Below are 21,456 nucleotides of genomic sequence, written 5' to 3'. Positions count from 1 at the left end.
GGCCGGATCTGCGCGATGCGCGCCGCAAGGGCTGCCAGAGCGGCGTCGCGGCCCCTACAATCCACAGCATGAACACGCAGCCCCACGCCCACACACCGCATATCGAACGCCTCGCCGAGGTGGTCGCGCTGCCGATTGGCCGTTGGGATGTGTCCGGGCGCCTGGTGTTCTGCAACACGCCGTATGTGCTGTGGGCCGGGCGCCCGCGTGAAGTGCTGCTGGGGCACACGCTGGCCGAACTGTTTGGCGAAGTCGCCTGGAATGCCGCGCGTCCGGCCTTCGAACGCGCCTTCGCCGCGGGCGAGACGACCAGCTACGAACGCCTGCTGACGCACGCGCCACATACGCCGCGCTGGGCCCGCATCCAGGTCTTCCCGGACGTTGAGGATGGCGTGGTGACATCCGTCTTCACGATCGCCACCGATATCCATGAAGACGTGGTCGCGCGTGAGGCGCTGATCGCCGCGCGGGTTCGGCTGGACCGCTTTACCGAGAACATCCCGAACCCGCTGATCTACCTCGACCGTGACGGCGTGATCCGTTTTGCCAACAAGGCGTATCGCGAGGCCTGCGGCAAACCGCCCGAGGCCCTGATCGACCATCACCTCGCCGCAGTGCGCGGTGAATCGGTGTGGCAGGAGCACCGTCCGCATATCGAGCGCGCGTTGTCAGGTGAGACGGTGCACTACTCGCGGCTGGTTGAAGGGCTCACGCACGGCCCGCGCTGGTTGCGAACCAGTTTCGTGCCGGACTTCGATCACGATGGCAGCGTGCTCGGGCTCTACACCGTGACGATCGATGTGCATGACCTGACTGTGGCGCAGGAACAGTTGCGGCGCAGTGTCGAGCGCGACGCGCTGACCGACGTGCTGAGCCGGCGCACGATGATGAGCCGCATCGAAAACGCGCTCGCGGAGCCCTGCCTCGATCCGGTCGCGCTGTTCTTCGTCGACCTCGATGGCTTCAAATCGGTGAACGACGAGTTCGGCCACGGCGAGGGCGATGCCCTGCTGATCCGCGTGGGCACCGCCTTGCAGAGCGCGGTGCGTGCCGAGGACGCAGTGGGCCGCTTCGGCGGCGACGAGTTTCTGGTTCTGGCCACTGTTCGCGATGCCGCCGGTGCAGCAGCGCTCGCGCAGCATCTGCTGGATGCGATTCGCGGCATCACGACGCGCCAGGCCTTGGCCGACCGCGTCAGCGCCAGCATCGGCTATGCACTGGCGCCGCAGGACACCACACAGCCGATGAAGTTGCTGCAGCGCGCGGACGATGCGATGTACGCCGCCAAACGGCGTGGCAAGAATCGCGTGATGGCGGCCTCCGCGCTCGACAGCAGCGCGGGTTGAGCGCCCGCCTCAGGGCTGCTGCAGGATGAAGTGCGTGAAGAACACTTCCTTCACGCCGGTCTTGCGGGTCGTGCCGAGGATCTTGTTCGAGGCTTCAAGAATCTTCTCGCCGAGCGCCGATTTGCCGTCGGCAGTGCGCAGGCGTTCTGGCGTCTCCGCCGAGATGATCTGGATGATCTGATGCTGCAGCGCCGGCTTGAAGGCCTCGATCGACTGCGTCGCCGTCGCATTGGCCCCCTCGAGCACGATCTGCGTCTGCAGCACCGTACCGCCATGGCCTGTTTTGCCGACGTTCACGACGAACATCATCGGAGCCGGGCCGGCCGCCTTGTCGCCGCCGCCGTGGTCGTTGGCGTGTGCGTCCGGCGCCAGCAACAGCAGGGCAGTCGCGGAAAAAAGTGCGGGCAAAAAGCTGTGCAGGCGTTGCAGTCGAAGCATGGAGTTCCCCGCCACGGCGCGAAGGTCATCTGGGATTCGCGATGATACCTGCGCGCCCGCCGGCCGGCGTGTTCCAGCGCGCCGCGCTTTCTGGTTTTCCCTGAGGCAGCGGGCGCAACACGTGGTTCGGCGCATCTTGTCGCCGCACGAACATACGGCTCAGTATGGTGGTCCGCTCCGTCATTCGTTTTCAGCCGACTGCCATGTCCGAGATACTGAACGCCCATCCGATGCGCCAGGTGCTCAACGACGAAGCCCATGCGCGCCCGCCGGCGGCGCTCGAAGCGCCTGCCCGACTCAGTTCGCTGACCTTGCTGTTCGAGCGTGAGGGGATCGGCCAGTGGGAGGCCCTGATCCGCCTCACCCGCAGCATGGGCTGTCCGGCCCCGGAGATGGAAAAGCCGTACTACACCGGTGTCGGGCCGACGCTCACGATCCGCTGGTCTCTGCACACCGAGTTCGTGCGCTACACCTTCATCCTGCCGGGGGCCGGCGACGGCAGCTTTGCCGAAACCGCGCTCGATCGCGTTCCGGTGGAATGGCTGCAGGCGTTGCCCGGCAGCGTGCTGGTGGCGCTGCACGCGCTGCTGTTGCCCGCGGGCGATTCACCGATGCCGGGCACCGATGCGGCTTCGGCGCGCTGGTTTGGCGGCCACGACCTGATCGGCGCCGAAATTGGCGACGGCAACGGCGTCGCCTACACCGACCTGCGCCTGCACCCGGACCCGCGTATCGGCGGAGGCTGCTCGCGCTTCGTGTTGATGGATCGCGGCATGGGGCCGTTTCAGAAGGGCCGCATGCTGCAGCGCCTGTTCGAGATCGAAACCTACCGTATGCTGGCCTTGCTCGCGCTGCCCGCCGCCAAGCAGCAGATGCGGACGCTCGACGAACTGAGCCTGCAACTACGCGCCATCACCGAGTCGATGGGCGTGCCGTGCGGCGACGACGCGCAGCTGCTGGCCAAACTGACAGCGCTGGCGACCGCCGTGGAGAATCTCGTCGCCCAGAGCCAGTATCGTTTCTCGGCGGCGCGCGCTTACTACCAGCTGGTGGAGCGCCGCATCGGCGAGTTACGCGAGCGCCGCATCGCGGGCCTGCAACCGTTCCGCGAATTCATGGAACGGCGGCTCGCGCCGGCGATGGAGACCTGCGAAACGGTGGTCGGCCGGCAGGACCGCATCACCGCCCGCATCCAGCGCGCCAGTGCGCTGTTGCGCACACGCGTCGAAGTGCAGCACGAAGAACAGAATCGCGCGCTGCTCGCCAGCATGGATCGCCGCGCTGCGCTGCAGTTGCGGTTGCAGGAAACCGTCGAAGGTCTGTCGGTCGCGGTGCTCACTTACTACACGGTCGGCTTGACCGCTTACGCCACCAAAGCGCTGAAGGCGATCGGCCTGCACCTGAACCCGGACATCGTCACCGGCGCCGCGATACCGGTCGTGGCGTTTGCGGTCTGGGCGGGCGTGCGTAGCGTTCGCAACCGGCTACGCCACACCTGACAGCAATCCGCGTACGCAAGCGCGGGTCCGCGTGTCGCCTGCGTGCCGTTTTGCACGGGGGATCTTGTCTTGCGCGGCGGCCGGGTTTTGCTGCTGGCATACTGCCGGCGATTGATCTCAACCTGGGTACGTCAATGAAACGCTATCTGTTGCTTGCGACGATGCTGACCAGTCTTGCGGGCTGCGGCGGCACGAATGACGAACAAATCACTACCGTGCACGTTTCTCACTACCGTGAGCAGACCTTCATTGCCCCCGGGGGCTATGTCCTTTGGCCAACCGGCACCGATGACGCAGGCAATTCGCAGCCTGTGCCGCACTTCGATCATCACTGGGGGCACCAGTATGTGATCCGTATCGGCAAGACGCCGGTCGACCACCCCGCAGCGGATGCGCCGAACTACAACCTGCGCCTTGTCAGCATTGATTCCGACGTTGTGGTACCGGCAACAACGGAATTCGTGCTCACCGCGTATCCATTCACCACGCCGCTGTTCTCGGTAACCGGTGCGGGTGGCACGTTGATGGACGGTACGCCGTTTGTCTGCAGCGATGAACAGACTTGCGCCGATCTGTCCGCGGCCCAGACCGCGCTGACCAGCCCGAACGCGCTTGCAATTACCTTCGGCTATTCCGCCGGTACGCAGCTGCCGCTGGTCGTCAAATCGTTCCAGACCAAGTCCACCGGCAGTTGAGCAGCCTGCTTGCCGTCAACGCCGCTTGCGTAGCGGCGTTGGGCGGCGCGGGGCGGTGGTCTGTTCGCGTTTCAGCGCGGCCTTCTCGGTCTTGGTGAGCGGCGGCAGGGTGGCTTCATAGGCGGTGATCGCCGTGGCGAGGCGATCTGCGGCGAGCTGGATCACCGCATGCGTGCCACGCGGCGGCTCGTAGGCGGCGAGGCGCTCCTTGACGCGGAAGGCGCGCTCGTCGTGTTCGTAACTCTTGCGGCCGAGTGCCAGCACTTCCTGCGCTGCTTCGGTGAGCGTGAAACCACCGGCTTCTTCGATGAGCAGGCCGTTGGCCGACAAGCGTGCAAAGGCGTCGTGCAGCTTCACGCGCGGCGGCAGGCGCTTGTCGTGGATCGCAAGGGCAAGGATCAGCGCATCGAGTTCAGCGGGCCCACGCTTGGAAGCGAGTGCCACGGCGAGGAGTAGCTCGACGTCGGTATCGTGGATGGGGTTCATGGCAGGCCTCTCAAACCGCCAAGGGTAATCGAATTCCGCTTCCTCGCTGCGTAGCGCGCCCGCCGACTCGCGAATGTGCATCCGCACATTTGTTCGGATCTCAGTCCAAATAAGCCTTCGCTTGCCTTCGTTGAGGCGCCGACTACGCTGGATACTGCGTTGCAGCATTTCGTCATCGTCATCGTCAGCGGAGGCCGAACATGAAATCAAGCGCTCGCTTGCCCGGGTTCGTCAGCATGGTGTGGCTGATTGCCGTCGCACCGGCCTTGTGTGCGGCCGCCGGCGGCCTGCCCGAGCTGCCCGCCCTCAACATTGATGTCCGCGAAACCTCGGTGTCCGGCATTTCCTCCGGGGGCTTCATGGCGGTGCAGTTCGAAGTCGCACATGCCGGTACTTTGAAAGGTGCCGGCATCGTCGCGGCGGGCCCTTACTGGTGTGCGCAGGGCAGCAGTCTGACGGCAACGACGGCGTGTTCGTGCACGCTGGACCCGAGCCACACGCTGTGTTCCGTGTCTGCCGATAGCGCCCGTGTGCCAGAGCTGGTTGCGGCCACACGGCGTTTTGCGACGGAGCAGCGCATCGACGACCCGGCCGCTCTCGCGCGTCACCGCGTGATCCATTTCGCTGGCGGGCAGGATCACACGGTGCCCGCCCCGGTTGTCGCGCAGCTCGGGCGCTACTACAGCGCGATGGGCGTGGCACCCGCGAACCTGTCGGCGCGCGAATTGCCGACCGCCGGGCATGCGATGCCGACAGCAGACTATGGCGGCGCGTGCGAGGTTTCGCAGGAGCCCTACCTGAACCGCTGTGGGGTGGACGCCGCGCACGCGATCCTGAGCTGGATCTACGGACCGCTGAAACCAGTACGCAAGAAACCGGGTGGCACCCTGACGAAATTCGATCAACGCGCCTACGTGCCTTCCGGCGCGGCGAGTTGGCGCAGCGGGCTGGACAGCAGCGCCTGGCTTTATGTGCCGGCGGATTGCGCGAAGGGCGCGGCCTGCCGGCTGCACATCGCGCTGCACGGCTGTCGCCAGGGCCAGAGCTATGTACCGCTGAAGCCGCTGCCGGGTGGCGGCGTCTACTTCGGCACCACCTTCGTCGAGCATGCCGGCTACAACCGCTGGGCTGATGCGAACCGGATCGTGGTTCTGTATCCGCAGGCGGTATCGGTGCCCTTCCTGAACCCGAATGGCTGCTGGGACTGGTGGGGCTACAGCGGTGCCAACTACGCCGAGCGAGAAGGCGTGCAGATCGCGACGCTGCGGGCGATGGTGGATCGCCTCACCGCGGGGGCCGCGAAGCGCTGATTGCGGCTAGCAGCCGCCCCCGCCGCCGTTGCGCGTGAAGCCGAAGCCGCCGGCGCTGCGGGTGGGAATGATGCAGATCAGGATCGCCATCGACTTGGCCGACCTTACGATATCCGGCGGGAAGGGCGAGTAGGGTGCGGCGCGCTCGACCAGCGCCTTGATGAAGTTGATCTGGTCGAACTGGTCGCCGGCATTGAGGATCTCGAAGCTGCGCACCGTGCCATCGGGGTTCAGACGCAGTTGCACCGCCGCCTTGCGATAGCCGACCTGGCGACGCTCGTCCTTCACATGCGATGCGCTGCGGTTGAGTTTGGTCACCAGCGCGTCGAGATACATCTCGAGGCTGAACGGATTGACCGGCGGGCTGTTTTCGATACGTTCCAGCGACACGGCGCTGTCGTCCGACTCGGCTGCCGTCTCCCGCCCGATCTGCCGCGCCATCGCGAGCGAACGCTGCGCCAGGCTCGGCTGGGCACGCGCTTCGGATTCCAGTGATTGCAGGAAGCCGTTCATCTCGTCGCGTTCGGCCTGCGTGAACTTCGGCACCGTGGCGGCCGCCGGTGCTGCGTCGTGCTTGCGCGTGATCACGTTGCGCTGCGGCGCACGGGGGCTCGCCTGCGGTGCGACCTGGGGTGTCGGCTCGGGCGCGGGCTCTGGCGCTTTGGCAATGCGCGGCGCGAGCCGTGTCGTGAGCCGGCTCGGCGGCGAGGCGGGCTTCGGGCCGCGCACCGGTGCGAACAGGATCACTGCGTGCAGGACGAGCGAGACGACAAGGGCTACGCGCAGCGGGCCTTGCGCGCGCGGGTTGGCAACAACGGGCATCGCGCCAGTCTACCGCGGATGCGCCGCGGGCCCGTGCTGTCGGGCCCACGGGACTTTGCGACCAATCGTTACCCGGCGATCAGCGCAGGGCGACGGCCTCGAAGCGCGCAAGTGGCTTGCCGCTGGCGTCCAGCAGCGTGAGCTGCCCTTGCTTGATCTGCCAGCGCGCCACCTGCTGCAACGCGGCAAGGAAACGCTGCTCTTGTTCCATGCCCTCGACGCAGGCCATCATCGTGCTGCCCATGTTGCCAAAGCTGAGCTGTTCACCCTCCAGCGTGTAGCCGCCGAGCAGCCGGTTGCAGCCACTTGAGCCGGAAACGCGATGGTTGTCCTTGTGCAGGATGAGGTGGGCTTCGCGCTGGCGTTCGCTGGCGACGACGGCGGCTTCGCCCAGCCGTGTCAGCTTCCAGTACGTCTCCTGCAGCGCGGTCGTGATCGGCGCAGACGGCTTCAGCGCGGTTTCACAGCCAGCGCCAGGCATCACCTGATGAAACTGATCGACGACAACCGTCGCGCGCGTGCCGGTGCCTTCCATCGGCGGGCGTTCTGCAATGCGTCCGTCCAGGCTCACCAGCATCGGCGCGCCGGGGCTGGTCCGCGCTTCGCCGTAGGCGCGTTCAAGCGCTGCGTTGTCGCCCTCGGTGGCCACCGGCAGCGTCTGGCCCGTGGTGCAGAGCTGGATCGTCGCGGCATCGGCCATGTAGCGGTAAAGCCCGGTCAGTGTCAGGCGTGGTTCGATGGGGGCGTAGGCAGGCAGGCGTTTGAGGCCGTAATTGAGGGTCGAGGCGATCGGCTTGCCTTTGCGGTCAAGCTTGGTCAGCAGCCCATCGCCTTTGAGCGCGAAGGCCTGCGGTTCGCTCTGCCCGGTCGTCAGGCGGAGGATCGTGGGCGCTTGCGAGAGCGTCCAGGTACCGATTTCATCGAACGGCTGCTCGGACGGCTTGCCCTCGTAGGCAATTCGCAAGCGGTAGCTATGGTCCGCCAGCACATCGAGGTGCCAACGGGTGCCGCTGCAATCGGCGCAGGGCAGCGTGCCCTCGAACGACGCAGGCAGACTGCCGAGCGCAGTACGGCTGGCCGCCGCGCCATCGCCGGTGCGACGCAGCAGCATCTGCACCGGCGCCTCGCCCTTGCCCTGCAGTACCGGATAGCTGCGATCGGTCGTGAACAACAGTTGTCCGTCGTTCTTCACGCTCGCGCGCAAGCTGTAGCGGTGCCCGGCCTGGATGGCAGCGCCGTCGTATTCGATCGTGAACATGAAAGGCGGGCTGCCGGCCGGGTCGAGCCGGGCGCGGCCAATCACCGTGGCGGGTGCATCGGCGCGCGATACGTCTTCCAGCGTGGCCTCAAAAACGGCCCCTGGCGGCAGCGCCATGCGTTCGCGGTAGCTTGCGCTGCCGCTGATCGTTGCTGCGCCGGCTGCGCTGGCCAGTCCGAGCGCGGCGAGCGCGAACATCCAGCGGCGTGCGATCTGCATTCCCGTCATCGTGTCGTCTCCCGTTGTTGTCGATGCCATGCACTATGGCATTCGCCGGTGGGCACCGCCATGTCCGCGCGAGCCAGTGGCGTGATCGACTGTGCCGCGGGTGTCATCGCACCGCACGGCTGGCGCGTTAGCTTCCTTGCTCGCATCTGTCATCACCCCGGAAAGGACGGGCCCGTGCCCCACACCACGCGTTTTGCTTCCTTGCTATCGCTACGCCTGATCGCTGCGTGTGCCAGCGGCCTGGTCCTCTCGATGCCCGCTGCCGCCGAGGTCTATAAGTGTGCCGATGCGCAGGGCAAGGTCAGCTATTCGGGTACCCCGTGCGCTGCCGGCAGTGTGCGGCAGCAAGCGGTGAATGCCGCCCCCGCCGCTGCGGGCATCGACGGTGTGACGCGTGGTGCCGCGTCGGCGCCGTCGAACACCGCGTCAGCAAGCGCTGCCACGCCGGAGAAGTTCTGCCCGTCGGAGCGCGACATCGCCAATCTGGAAAACCGCTCCACCAGCATCACGCTGGACGACAAGGCGCGCGCCTTCATTCGCGAGGAAGTGCGGCGGGCGCGGGCCTGCTCGCGCGAGGACACCCGCTACACGCGCGAAGACTGGGCGCGCGTCGAACGTGGCATCGACGCACAGAACCGCAGCCTCGAGCGCGATCGCGAAGAGGGCCGCGCTGCTGCACTCGACACGCATAGCGTGAGCGCTTCGGCGCAGGAGCGTGAGCGGATCGAAAACGAGAAGAATCGCGAAGCGCTGCGCGAGGCCGAACGTCAGCGTGATGCGGCGATTCAGGACGCCGCCTGGCGACCGGTCGCGCGTTGTGATGCCACGGCATGCTGGGACAAGGGCGGCAACCGCTACGGCAAGGCTGCCAACGGCAACTACGTCAACGCGGCGGGCCAGGCCTGCACGCTCAACGGCAGCAAGCTGCACTGCCAGTGAGCATCTGCTTCAGGGCCCGATCGAGCCGTCGAGGTACGGATTGACGATGCTCTCGTAGCGGCTCGGTGTGCTTGGTTTGCCGCGGCGCAGCGCAGTCAGGCCGCGTTGTATCGCCGCAAGGTAGGCATCGGGCACCGCCTTGCTGCAGGCGAAGTAGCTGTCGCCCATGCGCAGTGGAAACTGCACCGAGTAGTCGTCCTGACGCAGTTTCATGCTGGCGATCGTCCAGCGGATGACGGCCTGGCCGTGAACCCAGGCGTCGACACGGCCCGCCGTGAGCATGCGCAGCGCACTTTCGGGGCCATCTGCAAGCGAGAGTCGGCTGGGCTCGGCGCCATACCGTGTGGCGGCTTCGGCAGCGACATCGCCACGAATCGCGACCACGTTGCGACCCGCCAGCGCAGTTGCCGCGTTGTTGCCGAGCTCGGTATCGCGGCGTGTTGCCACACCCATCAACGAGGCGACGAACGGGCCAATCCAGCGGTAGGCATCCTCGCGCGCTGGCGTGCGCGCCATTGCAGTAACGCACACCGGCCGCTTGGTCGCCAGTTCGGCGAGTACCCGCGCCCAAGGCATGAAGATGAACTCGGGCTCGGCGTAACCCGCCTCGCGGTGCGCCGCACGCACCAAATCAATCGCGAGCCCGCGCGGCCCCTCCGGCGAGAGGTAGCTGAACGGCGGGTAAGGCTCGCTGACCCATCGCACCGCTTCGGCGTGCAGCGCCGGCGCGCAAAGCGCGGCCGCCATTGCGAGCGCAGCGTGGCGGGTTAGGCGGTGGAAGTTCTGGCTCAGGCTCATGGTGGTGTGCGCTGCTGTGACCGGGGGTTGGCGGGTTAACGTCGCGCCACACCCGCAGCTTGAACCCATTGAGCTTCGCAAAGTTGAAACATCGTTTCGGCACCATCGCGGATTCATTCGATTCCTGCTTTCAACCGGAGCCTGAAATGCGCATCAACGCCGCGATCCTGCTGAGCCTTGCCCTGGCCGCCTGTGCCACTACGCCCGAACCGACGCCCGCCCCCCAGCCGGTGGCGGCGGCCAAACCTGCCGAGGCACCGAAGCCGGCGCCGCAATGCTTCAACGGCGACACCGGCAGCTTTGCCGCCGCCGGTACCGTGGCCGAAGTGTCGGGCGTGAAGGTGGAATGCAAGCTCACCAGCGACGGCAAGGGCGCCTCCTGGCAGAGCGCCAAGTAGCTCGCGTCGCCGCCGAGACGGGGCACCTTCGGGTGCCTTTTTGTTTTCTGGCGTCCCGAGGTCGGCTTGGCGATCTCCGCGCTCAGGTTTGTGGCGCCCGGGCCGTTAACCAATGGGCTGGAGCGGATCACCACAAGGAGGCAGGCGATGCTGTCGAGTGCAAAACTCAAGACCAAGATGATCGCAATCGGCGTTGCGTCCCTGGTCGGAATGCTCGCCGTGGGCGTGTGGGGCGCCTATGCGCAACGCACGGCCGGCATTGAGCACCGCAAGGAACTGATCAGCGCCGCGGTGGAAACCGCACATGGCCAGCTCGGTTACTACGTCAAGCTTGAAAAGGATGGCAAGCTCGACCGAGAAGCGGCACAGGCGCAGGCAAAAGAAGCGCTGCGCGGCGTGCGCTTCCGCGGCAAGGAGTACTACTTCGTTTATGCCTTCGACGGCAAATGTGTGTTGCTGCCACCCCGCACCGAGTGGGAGGGCACGCCGCGCATCGACGAGGTGGACAAGAAGGGCAATCGCTTCATCGAGCAGATCACCCGCCAGGGGCAAGGGCAGGGCGGCTTCCTCGACTACTACTTTCCGCGCGCAGGTGGTACCGAACCGCTGCGCAAGATTTCCTACGTGATGGGTGTGCCGGAGTGGGGCTGGGTGGTCGGCACCGGGCTCTATGTGGACGACATCGATGCGGCCTTCTTCGCCGATCTTGGCACCAACCTCGGCGTGGTCTTGCTGCTGTCGGCCGCGGTGTTCGCGCTGATCACCGTGATCGGCCGTTCGGTCCTGCGCCAGATCGGCGGTGAGCCGGTGGATGCCGTGGCCGCGATGCATCGCGTGGCGTCGGGCGATCTGCGCGTGCAGTTGGCGGGCAGCGCACCTGGGAGCTTGCTGAGCGAGCTTGGCGGGCTGATCACGCGACTGCGCACCACGATCGCCGAACTGACGGCCGACGCAGAACGGCTCGGTGCCGCGTCGCAGCAGATCAGCGCAACCTCGCAGGCGGTGGCGGGTGCCGCGCATGAGCAGTCGGAGTCGACACAGTCGATGGCCGCTGCGATGGAGGAACTCACTGTCAGCATTTCGCATATCTCCGACAACGCGCAGGAGACCGAGCACCATGCGCGCGACGCTGCGGAGAAGGCCCTCAAGGGGCAGGGCGATGTTGAATCGGCAACGCAGGAGATGCGCGCCTTGTCGGAAACGGTGGCCGAGGCGGTGCAGCGCATCGGTAGCCTCAGCGCCCGCGCCAACGAGGTCGGCACTGTAGCCGCCTCGATCAACGATATTGCCTCGCAGACCAATCTGCTCGCACTCAACGCCGCCATCGAAGCCGCACGCGCGGGCGAGCAGGGCCGTGGCTTCGCGGTGGTGGCCGACGAAGTGCGCAAGCTTGCCGAGCGCACCGCGCACGCCACGGTGGAGATCGAACGCATGGTGGCGGCGATTCAGTCCGAAACGCAGGGCGCGGTCGACGTCATGACCACCGCTTCGCAGCAGGCAACGCAGGGGGTGGACGCAGCGGAGCGCTCCGCGACGATGCTTGGGGAGATCGTTTCCGATGCGGAGCAGGCCAGCGGCCGCGTGGCCGAGGTGGCGGTGGCAACGCGTGAGCAGGGCAATGTCAGCACGCTGCTGGCGGGCCAGGTGGAACAGGTGGCCCGCATGGTCGAATCGACCAGCGTGGGCATGACCGAAACAGCGCAGGCCACGCAGGAACTGGAGCGGATCGCCTCGCGACTGAACGTCGTGGTGTCGCGCTTCGAAACCTGAGCGCGATTACGCCACTCAGGCGAAAAAAAGGCGCCGCATCAAGCGGCGCCTTTTTTCATGGCTGATTCGGTTTCGGCGGCAGCAGTGGTGGCGGCGCGCCCTTGTGTGCTTTCTTGTCATGTTTGACCGCGCGTTTTTCCTTCGCGCTCAACTGAGCCTGTTTCTTCGGCTCCTTGTTGCTCTTTCTGACTTTGTTGCTCATGACACACTCCTTCGGACCGCAAGGTCAAGGCCAACGGCGCGAGGAGGCGGAGACTCCGTCGCAACCCGCGCATCAGCCGCAGCTTCAGTATAGGCCTTGGAGGGCGGCTTGACTGCTCGCCTGCCGCGCTACACTGATGGGCTATTAGAACCGTACGAGATCGGACAGGGTTGGACAGATGCTTGGAGGGCTAGCCGCACATCTACAAGGCATGCGCCGCGTCATCAGCGAGCGAAGCGGTGGAGTGCCGCAGTGCGCATGAGCGGTGTTGCCGAGGCGGCGGAGACCAACGAAGCGTCTGCCCGCTCGCCTGCCGTGTTGCCGATGTACGCCCGCCATTTCGGGCTGGATAGCGCGCCGTTCTCGATAGCGCCGGATCCGCGCTACCTGTTCATGAGCGAACGCCATCGCGATGCGCTCGCCCACCTGCTGTATGGACTCGACGGCGGCGGGGGCTTCGTGCTGCTGACTGGCGAGATCGGTGCCGGCAAAACCACCTTGTGCCGCTGCATGCTCGAACAGGTGCCGTCGCACTGCAATGTCGCCTACATCTTCAATCCGCGCCTCTCCACCGATGAGTTGCTCGAAACGGTGTGTGAGGAATTCGGCATTGCGCAAGGCCAGCGTGGTGGCACCTTGAAGGCCCGTGTCGACGCGCTCAATGACCACCTGCTGCGCACACATGCGCAGGGGCAGATCAATGTGCTGGTGATCGATGAAGCGCAGAACCTGTCTGCCGAGGTGCTTGAGCAGTTGCGCCTGCTGACTAACCTCGAGACCAGCGAACGCAAGCTGCTGCAGATCATGCTGGTGGGCCAGCCGGAGCTGCGCGCAATGCTGGCCGCGCCTGGCCTGGAGCAGCTTGCGCAACGCGTTATCGCGCGCTATCACCTGCAAGCCTTGTCGGCGGACGATGTTGGCCGCTATGTGCAGCATCGTTTGCAGGTAGCCGGGCTGCGCGGCCAACTGCCGTTTGACCGCGCGGCGCTTAGGCGCGTGACGCTGCATTCGCGCGGCGTTGCGCGTCGCATCAACCTGCTCTGCGACCGCGCCCTGCTCGGCGCCTATGCGGAGGGCCGGACGCGGGTCAGTGCGCGGATCGTCGACAAGGCGGCCGGCGAGGTCTTCGATGTCGTGTTGCGCCGTACGTCCTGGCGGGCACCGGCAGCAATCGTCGCGGCGCTGGCGCTGCTGGTCGCGGGGGCATTGGTGGCGTGGCAAACGCAACTGCGCGCCGTGCCAGCGGTCGTCGCCAAGGTGCCACCGACCAAGGCGGCGCCACCCGCGCTGCCTGCCCCAGCCGCCCCCAAGCCGGCTCCAGTCGCGCAACCGCACTGGCTGAGCCCTGAGGATCTGCTGCCCGCCGCCGACACCGCGACGGCAGATGAGGCGGCGGCCTGGCAGGCGCTCGGTAGCCTTTGGGGGCTGAGTCTGCCTGCGATGGAACCCTGCGTTGCCGCGGCACGGCAGGGTGTTTCCTGCTTCCGCGATGCGGGCAGTAACCTCGCATCGATCCGGCAGCTGGCTCGCCCCGGCATCCTTACGCTCTACAACGATCAAGGGCAGTCGGTACGTTGGCTGCTGGTCGGGCTGGGGCGCGACAGCGCCGAGCTGCGCACACCAGGCGGCGAGTCGAGAACCGTCAGCATTGCCTCGCTCACGACGTTGTGGCGGGGTGAGTTCGCGACCCTGTGGCGGATGCCACCCGACTATCGGCCGAACGCACGGGGCGCCGATGCCGAAGCGGCGATCGCCGCAGTGGCTGCGCGGCTCGCGGCCCTGCCGACCGCAACGCCAGCAACGGCCAGTGAAGCACCGCGCGAGGTTGTTGCCGCGTTTCAGCTCGCGAATGGCCTCAAGCCAGATGGTAAGCCGGGTCCGCTGACGCTGATGCACCTCAACCGCGTGAGCGGTGTCGATGAACCCCGCCTCGAATCGCCGCGCTGAACGACCATGTCCTACATCCTCGACGCCCTTCGCCGCGCTGAAAGCGAACGCACCCAAGGCCGTTTGCCGACGCCGCTCGATCCGCCACTCGCGGGCCTGCCGCCTGAGGCGGCGGACGCGTCGCGTTCCCGCTGGCTCTGGATGGCTGGCGGCGCTGCCGTCGTGCTGCTCGCCGGCGGGATTGGCGCCCTGTTGATGCGGAGCGCCGCGCCACAGCCCGCTGGCGCTTCGCCCGCACAGGCGATGGCGCCGGCAGCGCCAGCTCCCTTGCCCCAGACTGCGCCGGAGGCGCCCGCGCCGCAACTGGCGCCCTCGCACGCGATTGCACATGCGCCAGCGGAGCGTGCACCGACACCGCCACGGGAGTCGCCCCCGCCGCGCCCGGCGCCCGCGGTGATCGCCGCGCCGCCCCCAACGCCACCCGCACCGCCTGCCGTGGCGCCGGAAGAGGGCGCAGCCCCCGCACTTGCCGAACTGCCGGACGAAGTCCGGCGTGCGCTGCCGCCAATGCGCTTTGAAGGCACCGTGTATTCGGACACCGCATCAAGCCGCATGCTGATGATCAACGGCCAGTTGCTGCATGAGGGTGAATCGCTGAATGCCGACATTCGCGTCGAGCGAATCAAGCCACGCAGCGCCGTACTCAGCTATCGCGGTCAGCGCTTTGAGTTCTCGCGTTAAGGGCGCGGTCCGTCGGGCCCGTGCTGGCGGCCTCTAGAGCTGTACCCAGTCTTCCGGCTTCTTGAAGCGCAGGGTTGTGAAGCCTTCGGCGATCAGATAGTCGCGCAACTTGGCGTTGACCACGATCGCATTGACGTTCTCGGCCAGGCGGAACAGCTGTTGATCGCGGCACGCCGATTCATCGAGGGCCAGCCGCGTGAACGAGACATTGATCAGAGGCGTGCCATCGTCGCTGAACCACTCGCGCTTGCCGAGGTCTGCTGCCGCGACGAGGCCGATGATGTTGTACGCCTTGCACGGAAAGCGTGCGCCGGTGGTGCTGTGAACCAGCGTGGCATCGTAAAAGTCGATATTTGACACGCCCGCATCGGTCAGCGCTTTTGCGAGTCGTGCCGACATGACGGGGATGCCCAAGTCGAGCAGCTCGACCGGCGGGCCGTTGTAGCCACGAAAGGTATCAAACGGAATCTCGATCGGTTCCGGCACCGGCTTTGTATGGCGGGCACCCGACTTCCACAGCCGGATACCGCCGACACGGAAGGTGTTGTGGATTTCCATCAGCGCCTCGCCATTCGGCGATAGCGGTTCGTCGCAGTCGAGGATGTAGAACATGGTCACCGGGTGCAGGAGACAGCGTTTGGTGGTCATCGTAACCTGCACCAACCCGGTCCGCCGACTGTGCCCGTCGCAACTTCGCGACGGCGGTGGTCCATTCAAACGCGCGGTCGTGACGATCATGGTGTCACGCTCGACCCTGCACTTTCGTGGTGGCTTACCGCTGCGCTTTATGGGCAGCACGCTGGCAGGGATACGAAAGTGCCATGTGCAAAGCGATCGAGCCGCCGCCTTTACCTCGAACGCATGGGGCTTGTAATGGGGTCAAACTCACCGCGTGCTCGCGTTCGGAGTGTGTGACATGGACTATTTCCTGTGGCAGAACCGGCGCATGCCGGGCGACGCGATGATCTATGGCGGCTGGCCGAGTGCGCTCGGGATCTCGATGATTTCCGGCGACCGCATCGCCGCGCCTGCGGCGCCGATCGACGTGACGCTCAACGCTGAGTCCCAGGGCCGCCTGACCGACAGCCTGTTGATGACGGGTGCGGGGCGGGTGTTCTCCGAACGCCTTGTCGCGTTGTTGCTGGACATGGGGGTCAGCAACATCGACGCTTATCCGTGCCGCGTCGTGAACATGGTGACCGGCGAGGTGCGGGAGGATTTTCGCGCCGTCAACGTGATCGGAAAGATCGCATGCGTGGATCGCGCCAAATCGGAGTTCGAGGATTTTGGCGACGGCAGCAACCGTATTCTGATCTGGGACTACCTCACGCTCGACGAAGCCCGTATCGGGGGCAACAAGCTATTCCCGCTTGCCGAGATGCCGGTGCAACTGGTGGTGCACCGTGACATCAAGCTGGCCATCGAATCGGCGGGGTTCAGCGGCATGGAGTTTGTGCCGCAGGGCGATCAATCCTTCAAGCCGGCGGCGATCGGGCGCTAGCCTGAACCTGGGTCGCCAAGCGGTTGTAGCCGCGGCCCGTCGCCCTGTTTGCGCGCAACGATCACGATCTCGCGATGGAAGCGCCGCGGGCAGAGTCGATATGCGATGCGTAGCAACGCCGCCCGGCGGCCGCGTTTGTTCGCATGGAAACGGTAGCGGAGCGAATCGATCGCAAAACCGCTGGCCTGTAGAAAGTCGACCACCTCGCGCGCCGAGTATTCACGCACATGGCCCATGTGGCCCAGCGTGCGAAGCTTGCCGAATTCATGCGCGGGGTCGGCAATAGAGCGTCCAAGCGCCAGGCGCGCCAGATTCGGCAGCGCGTAGAGATTGGGCGTGGTGAGCAGAAGTGGCGCGCCCGGTGCAAGGACGCGATGAATCTCGCTCAGCACAAAGGCGGGATCGATGCGCAGGTGCTCGAAGGTCTCGCACAGCATCGCGCCCGAAAAGTGACCATCTGCGAAGGGCAACGGTTCGCGCTCGATGTCACAGCGGCGAACATCGAGGCCGAACGCGCGGATCAGATCACCCACTCGCTGCGGTTGGATGTCCACACCCACCGCATCGATGCCCGATAACTTCAGCAGCGCGCTCATGTGACACGGCGCCGCGCCAAGCTCCAGCACTGTGCCTTGCGGGGCCAGCGACTCGATCAGCGCGAGGTCGGCGAGATAACGGAGCTCATGCTGACGCAGATCGTCGATGTGCCAGTCGCGTGCGACGCCCTGCTGACTGCTGACGACGGCCCGCAGGGCCTGGATCGGGGTAAGTGCCACGCGTCTGATCTACCGGGTTTGCGTGCGTGAAGCATAGCCCCGGGCGCGGCGAGCTGCGCTCTCGTCATTCATTGCCCGGGCCGTGATCTGTCCGGAGGGCTCTGACGGTTGCATTGATGCAACGCTGCGTGCGCCGCGACGTGATTTCTTTCGCAATCGTTGCCGCGTTTTTTATCAATTTCCGGATCGGCGAGGGGGCGCTCCGTGCGCACGCAGAACGGCGTGTCTGAACGCGCTGCAGAACATCGTCGTGTGCTGGCGACGCGGCTTTGTACCGTGGCTGTGCAGGCATGACGAACGAGAATTTCGGTTTCCGCAAAAACGGCGGTTTCGCCTCACTTGTCATGCGGCCAAAACCCAACGCAGCATGTGAACCGCCAGCCCTTCATTGGGGCCTTGGGCAGGACGCCGGGGGGCGTTGCAGTGGCGTTGTGCGGGAGTCGGATCGGCATTCCCGTCTTGCGATTCGGAGGGACCATGTCGCATCAATCCGGTGTTCTCGATCTGTCTGCCTACCGCGCTTCGCCTGCCGAGCGCCGTCGCACACAAGACCTGCTCGACCTGATTCCGGCGCGCGGCGACGTCGCGCTCGACATCGGCGCACGGGATGGGCATTTCTCGCACCTGCTGGCGCAGCGTTTCGACAAGGTCGTCGCCCTCGATCTGCAGCGGCCGCAGATCGATCACCCGCGCATCGAATGCGTGCAGGGCAATGCGGCGGCGCTGCAGTTCGCCAGCGAGTCGATCGACTTCGTGCTGTGCGCCGAGGTGCTCGAGCATATTCCGCCGCACCTGCTGGCCGATGTGTGCGCCGAACTGCAGCGCGTCAGTGCCGACAAGATCCTGATCGGTGTGCCGTATCGGCAGGATATCCGCGTCGGCCGAACCACTTGCCAGGCCTGCGGTGGCAAGAACCCGCCGTGGGGGCATGTGAACAGTTTCGACGAGGCGCGCCTCGCGGCACTGTTTGACCAATGCACCGTGACCTCGACGAGCTATGTTGGGCAGACGCGAGACGCGACAAATGCGCTGTCCTGCGTGCTGATGGATCTGGCGGGCAATCCGTACGGCACCTACACGCAGGAAGAGCCGTGCATCCATTGCGGCGCAAAGCTGGTGCCCCCGCCGCCGCGCGATCTGCCGAAGAAGGTGCTGACCAAGCTCGCCTTCTGGTCGCGCGCCGCAACGGCCGCGCTGCAGCCGCCGCGACCCAATTGGATCCACATGCTGCTGACCAAGCGGAATGCGCCGCTGCATCCCGCGATGTACGGGCTTTCCTGACGCTGCCGCGTACCCGGTCAGATCGGCGTCTTCTTCTTGCTCGCGGCGCTGCCCTTGCGGGTGCTGACCGGTTCGTCGCGGATGTACTTGGCGTTGTCGACCTTGCCGGCGCGCGCTGCGTTGGCTGCGTCGTTGGCGTCGGCCAATTCGACCGCGCTGAGCGAGCGCTCGATCTGCGCCACGATCGCCTGTGCCGTGGCGGCATCCACCCGCAGCAGATCCTTGCGCGCCACCACGTTCACGCGGGTCAGATTGGGCGATAGCGGTTCCAGTTCGACCGACACGCTCAGATTGCTCACCCGTGCCTTGGTCACCTGGCCGCCGTCCATGCTGGCCACTTCGTCGACCTGCAGGTACATCCGCTTCGAGGCGATTCGCACCGCGGCATCCACCTTGTTAAACGGTTCGCTGAAGGTGCGCGAGGCGGTGCCATTCATCTGATGCGCCAGGCCCGCACCGGCGCCCGCGCCGGCAAGGCTGACAGCCAGTGCCGCGCAGCCGTTGAGCAGCATCAGCGTGGCGATGGCGGCGCTGAGCCGCAATACGGTGGAGATGCGCGCCGTAGGGCGGGAAGCAGGCAAGGCTTGGCGTGTCGGCATGGCTTGGGGGCGTCGGCGGCGTGTGGTGCCTTCGGGGGCGGCAGACAACAAGCAGCCGCTATGCCAGCCGCATGTCTTGCCGCTACATCTGTGTGCGAGCCTCGCCGGTGCTCGCTTTCACGGCGGCCGCTGCCACCACACCGTCACAACAGGGCCGGGCGGACGGGTACCGGCTGACGATTCTTGTCACATCGCTTGCCGGATTGGGCACATGGGTTTTGCAGTGCAGCAGGCGAATTGCGCCGGTTGTGGGCCGCCGATTTCCGTCTGCCGCTGCTTCGGAGGAAAATGCCCGGTTTCACAAACCGACTTTTCCAGGTTGCACCCATGAAAATCGAAAAGAACACCGCCGTTACCCTTCGCCTCAAAGTGACCGACACCAAGGGTTTTGTGTACGACGAAGGCAAGGCGCCGATGGCTTACCTGCACGGCGGCTACGAGAATATCTTCCCCAAGCTCGAGGCGCTGCTGGAAGGCCAGGAACCGGGTTTTCAGACCACGGTGGAACTCGCCGCGGTGGATACCTTCGGTGAGCGCGACGAATCGCTCGTTACGTCGATCCCGAAGAGCGAGTTTCCCCCGGGCGTGAAGGTCGGTGGCCAACTGCAGCGCGCCGGCGCCGACGGTCAGCCGCAGTACTTCTTCGTTACCAAGATCAAGGGCCCGGTTGTGCTGCTCGACGGCAACCATCCGCTGGCGGGCAAGGCGCTGCGCTTCACGCTGAAGGTGGTGGACGTACGCCCTGCGACGGCCGAAGAAATCGAGCACCAGCATGTCCATGGTGAGCACGGTCACCATCACTGATCCCGCGTTCCCCATGGCACACACCGCGCACGCCGGTGTGTGCCGGCCGGCGGCGTGATGCACCTCTCCGCATCGCCACGCAGCAACCAATCCAAAAGGCTTCCGATGTCTCCCCGGTATGCGGCGCTTGCTGCGTTGTTGGCCCTCTTCGCGCACATCGGCCCCGCGCATTCGGCTCCTGCCGATGACGAGGACGATGAAGACGAAGAGGAGATCGCCGACACGCCCGCATCGCCGAGCCTCACGCCGCCCGCGCCAGCCGGGGCGAGCGCGGTGGTCACCAAGCGGGAAGACCACGCTGCGGCTGAGGACGACAAGCCCGAGACCACCCTCGGCGTGTCTTTCTCGTACTACGCGATGCGGACCGAGGCGGACTTCCTCACGCCCGTGATCACGCTGGACCACGGCCCGCTGCACCTCGAAACTCGCTACAACTACGAGGCGATCGACACCGGCTCGTTCTTTGTTGGCTACACCTTCTCGGGCGGCGACACGGTGTCGTTCTCGATCACGCCGATCCTGGGCGCGGTGTACGGCGACAACGCTGGCGTGGCGCCGGGTCTGGAGGCCAGCGTGTCGTGGAAGGATTTCGACTTCTACACCGAGTCCGAGTACTACATCGATCACCACGACCATCACCGCAACTACCTGACCTCGTGGAACGAGATCGGCTGGCGCCCGATTCCGCCGCTGCGCGTCGCCCTTGTCACGCAGCGCACCCGCACGGTGGACGAAGGCCGCGATGTGCAACGTGGCGCCTTGCTTCAATGGACGCTCAAGCGCGGCGCGACACTGGGCCTCAACTTCTTCAATCCGACCAGTGATCGTCGTTACACGATCGGATCGATTGCCTTTCAGTATTGAACCCCTGCTCAAGTTGCGACGCGCAGGCGCCGATAGTCTGAACTTGCCTCTCGCTGCGAGCGCGCGCTCCCCATGCCCAGCTGCCGTTCCGTTCTTGCCTGTTGCGTGATCGCGCTGGCCGCGGGCGGGGCTTGCGCGGCGGAACTCTCGCTCGTATCGGGCAATGGCTATCCACCCTTTGCCGATAACGCGCTGCCCAACGGTGGCATTGCCACCGAACGGGTGCTTGCCACCTTCCGTGCCATGGGGGAATCGCCGAAGCTCGCATGGCTGCCGTGGGCGCGCGGGTATCAACTCACGCTGGCCGGCGAGTTCGATGCCACGTTCCCCTATGTCCCCACGCCAGAGCGTGAAGCGGCGTTCTACTACTCCGCGCCACTTTTCCGCTCGCCGCACTACGTCTTCGCGCGTCCCAGCGACGCGCGATTGGCGAGTAACTTCAAGGATCTTTCCGTCGGCCGTCTGTGCCTGCCATACGGCTGGGCCGGTGCACCCGAGGTGCAACGGCGCATCGCGCAAGGCCGGCTGGTGCCCGACCGGCCTGAGACACTCGCCAACTGTGTGCGAATAATCCTGCTCGACCGTGCCGACTACCTGATCGCCGCGCCGGAAATTGAAGCCGCGGCGCTGGCGGAAGTCGGCCTCGCAGCCGACGCCCTCGCGCGTGGCCCCAGTTCGGTGGGCGCACTGACCCTGCACCTGATCGTGCCGCGCAAGCGCCCCGGCGCGGCGGCGCTGATCCGCCGGTTCGACGAAGCGCTCGCCTCGCTCGACAAGGCCCAGCGTGCGGACAAGGCGCCCAAGCACTGACTGC

23 protein-coding genes are annotated in these 21,456 nt (G+C 65.9%); 14 read left to right on the top strand and 9 right to left on the bottom strand.

The features are described 5' to 3' along the window. Nucleotides 1-68 precede the first annotated feature (68 nt). Nucleotides 69-1,346: a sensor domain-containing diguanylate cyclase gene (locus tag JY500_RS20830; protein ID WP_206254462.1), complete on the top strand. Its 1,278-nt coding sequence runs from the start codon at nucleotides 69-71 to the stop codon at nucleotides 1,344-1,346. Nucleotides 1,347-1,355: 9 nt separating this feature from the next. Here JY500_RS20830 and JY500_RS20825 read toward each other — a convergent pair whose 3' ends face one another. Then, nucleotides 1,356-1,784 (bottom strand): flagellar basal body-associated FliL family protein, encoded by a 429-nt coding sequence (locus JY500_RS20825; RefSeq protein ID WP_206254461.1) that lies wholly within the window; start codon nucleotides 1,782-1,784, stop codon nucleotides 1,356-1,358. A gap of 203 nt (nucleotides 1,785-1,987) precedes the next feature. Between JY500_RS20825 and JY500_RS20820 the strand changes: the two genes are divergently transcribed. Next, nucleotides 1,988-3,283, top strand: a complete 1,296-nt coding sequence (locus JY500_RS20820) for a DUF3422 family protein (RefSeq protein ID WP_172202377.1) — start codon at nucleotides 1,988-1,990, stop codon at nucleotides 3,281-3,283. A 134-nt stretch (nucleotides 3,284-3,417) separates the two neighbouring features. After that, entirely contained in the window at nucleotides 3,418-3,978 is a 561-nt protein-coding gene (locus tag JY500_RS20815; RefSeq protein ID WP_206254460.1) for a DUF4377 domain-containing protein, read from the top strand. A 15-nt stretch (nucleotides 3,979-3,993) separates the two neighbouring features. Here the strand turns inward: JY500_RS20815 and JY500_RS20810 are convergent, their stop codons facing one another. Further along, entirely contained in the window at nucleotides 3,994-4,464 is a 471-nt protein-coding gene (locus JY500_RS20810) for a hypothetical protein (protein ID WP_206254459.1), read from the bottom strand. A 200-nt stretch (nucleotides 4,465-4,664) separates the two neighbouring features. On the opposite strand from JY500_RS20810, the gene JY500_RS20805 reads away from it, so the two are divergent. Further along, nucleotides 4,665-5,774: an extracellular catalytic domain type 2 short-chain-length polyhydroxyalkanoate depolymerase gene (locus tag JY500_RS20805; protein ID WP_206254458.1), complete on the top strand. Its 1,110-nt coding sequence runs from the start codon at nucleotides 4,665-4,667 to the stop codon at nucleotides 5,772-5,774. Nucleotides 5,775-5,780: 6 nt separating this feature from the next. Here JY500_RS20805 and JY500_RS20800 read toward each other — a convergent pair whose 3' ends face one another. Together JY500_RS20800 and JY500_RS20795 are read right to left on the bottom strand one after the other, a co-directional pair. After that, nucleotides 5,781-6,596, bottom strand: a complete 816-nt coding sequence (locus JY500_RS20800) for a hypothetical protein (protein WP_206254457.1) — start codon at nucleotides 6,594-6,596, stop codon at nucleotides 5,781-5,783. A 79-nt stretch (nucleotides 6,597-6,675) separates the two neighbouring features. Continuing rightward, nucleotides 6,676-8,082 (bottom strand): META domain-containing protein, encoded by a 1,407-nt coding sequence (locus JY500_RS20795; RefSeq protein ID WP_206254456.1) that lies wholly within the window; start codon nucleotides 8,080-8,082, stop codon nucleotides 6,676-6,678. 174 nt (nucleotides 8,083-8,256) lie between these two features. On the opposite strand from JY500_RS20795, the gene JY500_RS20790 reads away from it, so the two are divergent. Further along, nucleotides 8,257-9,021, top strand: coding sequence for a DUF4124 domain-containing protein (locus JY500_RS20790; RefSeq protein WP_206254455.1), 765 nt, complete (start codon nucleotides 8,257-8,259; stop codon nucleotides 9,019-9,021). Between the two features lie 9 nt (nucleotides 9,022-9,030). On the opposite strand, the gene JY500_RS20785 is transcribed toward JY500_RS20790, so the two are convergent. Then, nucleotides 9,031-9,819 (bottom strand): substrate-binding periplasmic protein, encoded by a 789-nt coding sequence (locus JY500_RS20785; protein WP_206254454.1) that lies wholly within the window; start codon nucleotides 9,817-9,819, stop codon nucleotides 9,031-9,033. Nucleotides 9,820-9,965: 146 nt separating this feature from the next. Here JY500_RS20785 and JY500_RS22350 point away from each other — a divergent pair, with 146 nt between their 5' ends. Together JY500_RS22350 and JY500_RS20775 are read left to right on the top strand one after the other, a co-directional pair. Then, on the top strand, nucleotides 9,966-10,217 hold the full coding sequence (locus tag JY500_RS22350) for a hypothetical protein (RefSeq protein ID WP_206254453.1): 252 nt from the start codon (nucleotides 9,966-9,968) through the stop codon (nucleotides 10,215-10,217). Nucleotides 10,218-10,364: 147 nt separating this feature from the next. Continuing rightward, nucleotides 10,365-11,987, top strand: coding sequence for a methyl-accepting chemotaxis protein (locus tag JY500_RS20775; RefSeq protein WP_206254452.1), 1,623 nt, complete (start codon nucleotides 10,365-10,367; stop codon nucleotides 11,985-11,987). Nucleotides 11,988-12,042: 55 nt separating this feature from the next. Here the strand turns inward: JY500_RS20775 and JY500_RS20770 are convergent, their stop codons facing one another. Further along, the gene (locus tag JY500_RS20770; protein ID WP_172202386.1) at nucleotides 12,043-12,189 is read right to left on the bottom strand and encodes a hypothetical protein; all 147 of its coding nucleotides are present in this window, start codon (nucleotides 12,187-12,189) and stop codon (nucleotides 12,043-12,045) included. 258 nt (nucleotides 12,190-12,447) lie between these two features. Between JY500_RS20770 and JY500_RS20765 the strand changes: the two genes are divergently transcribed. After that, a complete protein-coding gene (locus JY500_RS20765) occupies nucleotides 12,448-14,136 on the top strand; it encodes an ExeA family protein (RefSeq protein ID WP_246479715.1) in 1,689 nt (562 codons plus the stop codon). A gap of 6 nt (nucleotides 14,137-14,142) precedes the next feature. After that, on the top strand, nucleotides 14,143-14,817 hold the full coding sequence (locus JY500_RS20760; protein ID WP_206254451.1) for a general secretion pathway protein GspB: 675 nt from the start codon (nucleotides 14,143-14,145) through the stop codon (nucleotides 14,815-14,817). A 33-nt stretch (nucleotides 14,818-14,850) separates the two neighbouring features. Here the strand turns inward: JY500_RS20760 and JY500_RS20755 are convergent, their stop codons facing one another. Beyond that, nucleotides 14,851-15,465 carry an imm11 family protein gene (locus JY500_RS20755; protein ID WP_206254450.1) on the bottom strand — a complete coding sequence of 205 codons (615 nt, stop codon included), beginning with the start codon at nucleotides 15,463-15,465 and terminating at the stop codon, nucleotides 14,851-14,853. Between the two features lie 268 nt (nucleotides 15,466-15,733). On the opposite strand from JY500_RS20755, the gene JY500_RS20750 reads away from it, so the two are divergent. After that, on the top strand, nucleotides 15,734-16,318 hold the full coding sequence (locus JY500_RS20750; protein ID WP_206254449.1) for an imm11 family protein: 585 nt from the start codon (nucleotides 15,734-15,736) through the stop codon (nucleotides 16,316-16,318). Here the strand turns inward: JY500_RS20750 and JY500_RS20745 are convergent. Then, complete coding sequence (locus JY500_RS20745) at nucleotides 16,315-17,094, bottom strand: class I SAM-dependent methyltransferase (protein WP_206254448.1); 780 nt, start codon at nucleotides 17,092-17,094, stop codon at nucleotides 16,315-16,317. The two genes, JY500_RS20750 and JY500_RS20745, sit on opposite strands and share 4 nt — an antisense overlap. A 477-nt stretch (nucleotides 17,095-17,571) precedes the next feature. Here JY500_RS20745 and JY500_RS20740 point away from each other — a divergent pair, with 477 nt between their 5' ends. Then, nucleotides 17,572-18,375 (top strand): class I SAM-dependent methyltransferase, encoded by an 804-nt coding sequence (locus JY500_RS20740; protein ID WP_172202391.1) that lies wholly within the window; start codon nucleotides 17,572-17,574, stop codon nucleotides 18,373-18,375. Nucleotides 18,376-18,392: 17 nt separating this feature from the next. On the opposite strand, the gene JY500_RS20735 is transcribed toward JY500_RS20740, so the two are convergent. Then, nucleotides 18,393-18,974: a DUF3568 family protein gene (locus JY500_RS20735; RefSeq protein WP_206254447.1), complete on the bottom strand. Its 582-nt coding sequence runs from the start codon at nucleotides 18,972-18,974 to the stop codon at nucleotides 18,393-18,395. Nucleotides 18,975-19,301: 327 nt separating this feature from the next. Here JY500_RS20735 and JY500_RS20730 point away from each other — a divergent pair, with 327 nt between their 5' ends. From JY500_RS20730 to JY500_RS20720, 3 genes are all read left to right on the top strand, one after another. Continuing rightward, nucleotides 19,302-19,778, top strand: coding sequence for an FKBP-type peptidyl-prolyl cis-trans isomerase (locus JY500_RS20730; RefSeq protein WP_172202393.1), 477 nt, complete (start codon nucleotides 19,302-19,304; stop codon nucleotides 19,776-19,778). Nucleotides 19,779-19,883: 105 nt separating this feature from the next. Continuing rightward, nucleotides 19,884-20,642, top strand: a complete 759-nt coding sequence (locus JY500_RS20725) for a hypothetical protein (protein ID WP_206254445.1) — start codon at nucleotides 19,884-19,886, stop codon at nucleotides 20,640-20,642. 72 nt (nucleotides 20,643-20,714) lie between these two features. Continuing rightward, a complete protein-coding gene (locus JY500_RS20720; RefSeq protein WP_206254444.1) occupies nucleotides 20,715-21,452 on the top strand; it encodes a substrate-binding periplasmic protein in 738 nt (245 codons plus the stop codon). Nucleotides 21,453-21,456 lie beyond the last annotated feature (4 nt).

The organism is Niveibacterium microcysteis (genome assembly GCF_017161445.1).
GTDB classification, from domain to species: Bacteria; Pseudomonadota; Gammaproteobacteria; order Burkholderiales; family Rhodocyclaceae; genus Niveibacterium; species Niveibacterium microcysteis.
Note: the sequence above shows the minus strand (reverse complement) of the source record. Positions and strands in the feature narration are given on the sequence as shown.

What these genes read in the sequence shown, in the direction of transcription:
- JY500_RS20810 (WP_206254459.1), bottom strand. Translation starts at nt 4,464, where the DNA reads ATGAACCCCATCCACGATACCGACGTCGAGCTACTCCTCGCCGTGGCA.
- JY500_RS20785 (WP_206254454.1), bottom strand. Translation starts at nt 9,819, where the DNA reads ATGAGCCTGAGCCAGAACTTCCACCGCCTAACCCGCCACGCTGCGCTC.
- JY500_RS20795 (WP_206254456.1), bottom strand. Translation starts at nt 8,082, where the DNA reads ATGACGGGAATGCAGATCGCACGCCGCTGGATGTTCGCGCTCGCCGCG.
- JY500_RS22350 (WP_206254453.1), top strand. Translation starts at nt 9,966, where the DNA reads ATGCGCATCAACGCCGCGATCCTGCTGAGCCTTGCCCTGGCCGCCTGT.
- JY500_RS20775 (WP_206254452.1), top strand. Translation starts at nt 10,365, where the DNA reads ATGCTGTCGAGTGCAAAACTCAAGACCAAGATGATCGCAATCGGCGTT.
- JY500_RS20765 (WP_246479715.1), top strand. Translation starts at nt 12,448, where the DNA reads ATGAGCGGTGTTGCCGAGGCGGCGGAGACCAACGAAGCGTCTGCCCGC.
- JY500_RS20720 (WP_206254444.1), top strand. Translation starts at nt 20,715, where the DNA reads ATGCCCAGCTGCCGTTCCGTTCTTGCCTGTTGCGTGATCGCGCTGGCC.
- JY500_RS20800 (WP_206254457.1), bottom strand. Translation starts at nt 6,596, where the DNA reads ATGCCCGTTGTTGCCAACCCGCGCGCGCAAGGCCCGCTGCGCGTAGCC.
- JY500_RS20740 (WP_172202391.1), top strand. Translation starts at nt 17,572, where the DNA reads ATGTCGCATCAATCCGGTGTTCTCGATCTGTCTGCCTACCGCGCTTCG.
- JY500_RS20725 (WP_206254445.1), top strand. Translation starts at nt 19,884, where the DNA reads ATGTCTCCCCGGTATGCGGCGCTTGCTGCGTTGTTGGCCCTCTTCGCG.
- JY500_RS20755 (WP_206254450.1), bottom strand. Translation starts at nt 15,465, where the DNA reads ATGACCACCAAACGCTGTCTCCTGCACCCGGTGACCATGTTCTACATC.
- JY500_RS20805 (WP_206254458.1), top strand. Translation starts at nt 4,665, where the DNA reads ATGAAATCAAGCGCTCGCTTGCCCGGGTTCGTCAGCATGGTGTGGCTG.
- JY500_RS20760 (WP_206254451.1), top strand. Translation starts at nt 14,143, where the DNA reads ATGTCCTACATCCTCGACGCCCTTCGCCGCGCTGAAAGCGAACGCACC.
- JY500_RS20815 (WP_206254460.1), top strand. Translation starts at nt 3,418, where the DNA reads ATGAAACGCTATCTGTTGCTTGCGACGATGCTGACCAGTCTTGCGGGC.
- JY500_RS20830 (WP_206254462.1), top strand. Translation starts at nt 69, where the DNA reads ATGAACACGCAGCCCCACGCCCACACACCGCATATCGAACGCCTCGCC.
- JY500_RS20820 (WP_172202377.1), top strand. Translation starts at nt 1,988, where the DNA reads ATGTCCGAGATACTGAACGCCCATCCGATGCGCCAGGTGCTCAACGAC.
- JY500_RS20750 (WP_206254449.1), top strand. Translation starts at nt 15,734, where the DNA reads ATGGACTATTTCCTGTGGCAGAACCGGCGCATGCCGGGCGACGCGATG.
- JY500_RS20735 (WP_206254447.1), bottom strand. Translation starts at nt 18,974, where the DNA reads ATGCCGACACGCCAAGCCTTGCCTGCTTCCCGCCCTACGGCGCGCATC.
- JY500_RS20770 (WP_172202386.1), bottom strand. Translation starts at nt 12,189, where the DNA reads ATGAGCAACAAAGTCAGAAAGAGCAACAAGGAGCCGAAGAAACAGGCT.
- JY500_RS20825 (WP_206254461.1), bottom strand. Translation starts at nt 1,784, where the DNA reads ATGCTTCGACTGCAACGCCTGCACAGCTTTTTGCCCGCACTTTTTTCC.
- JY500_RS20730 (WP_172202393.1), top strand. Translation starts at nt 19,302, where the DNA reads ATGAAAATCGAAAAGAACACCGCCGTTACCCTTCGCCTCAAAGTGACC.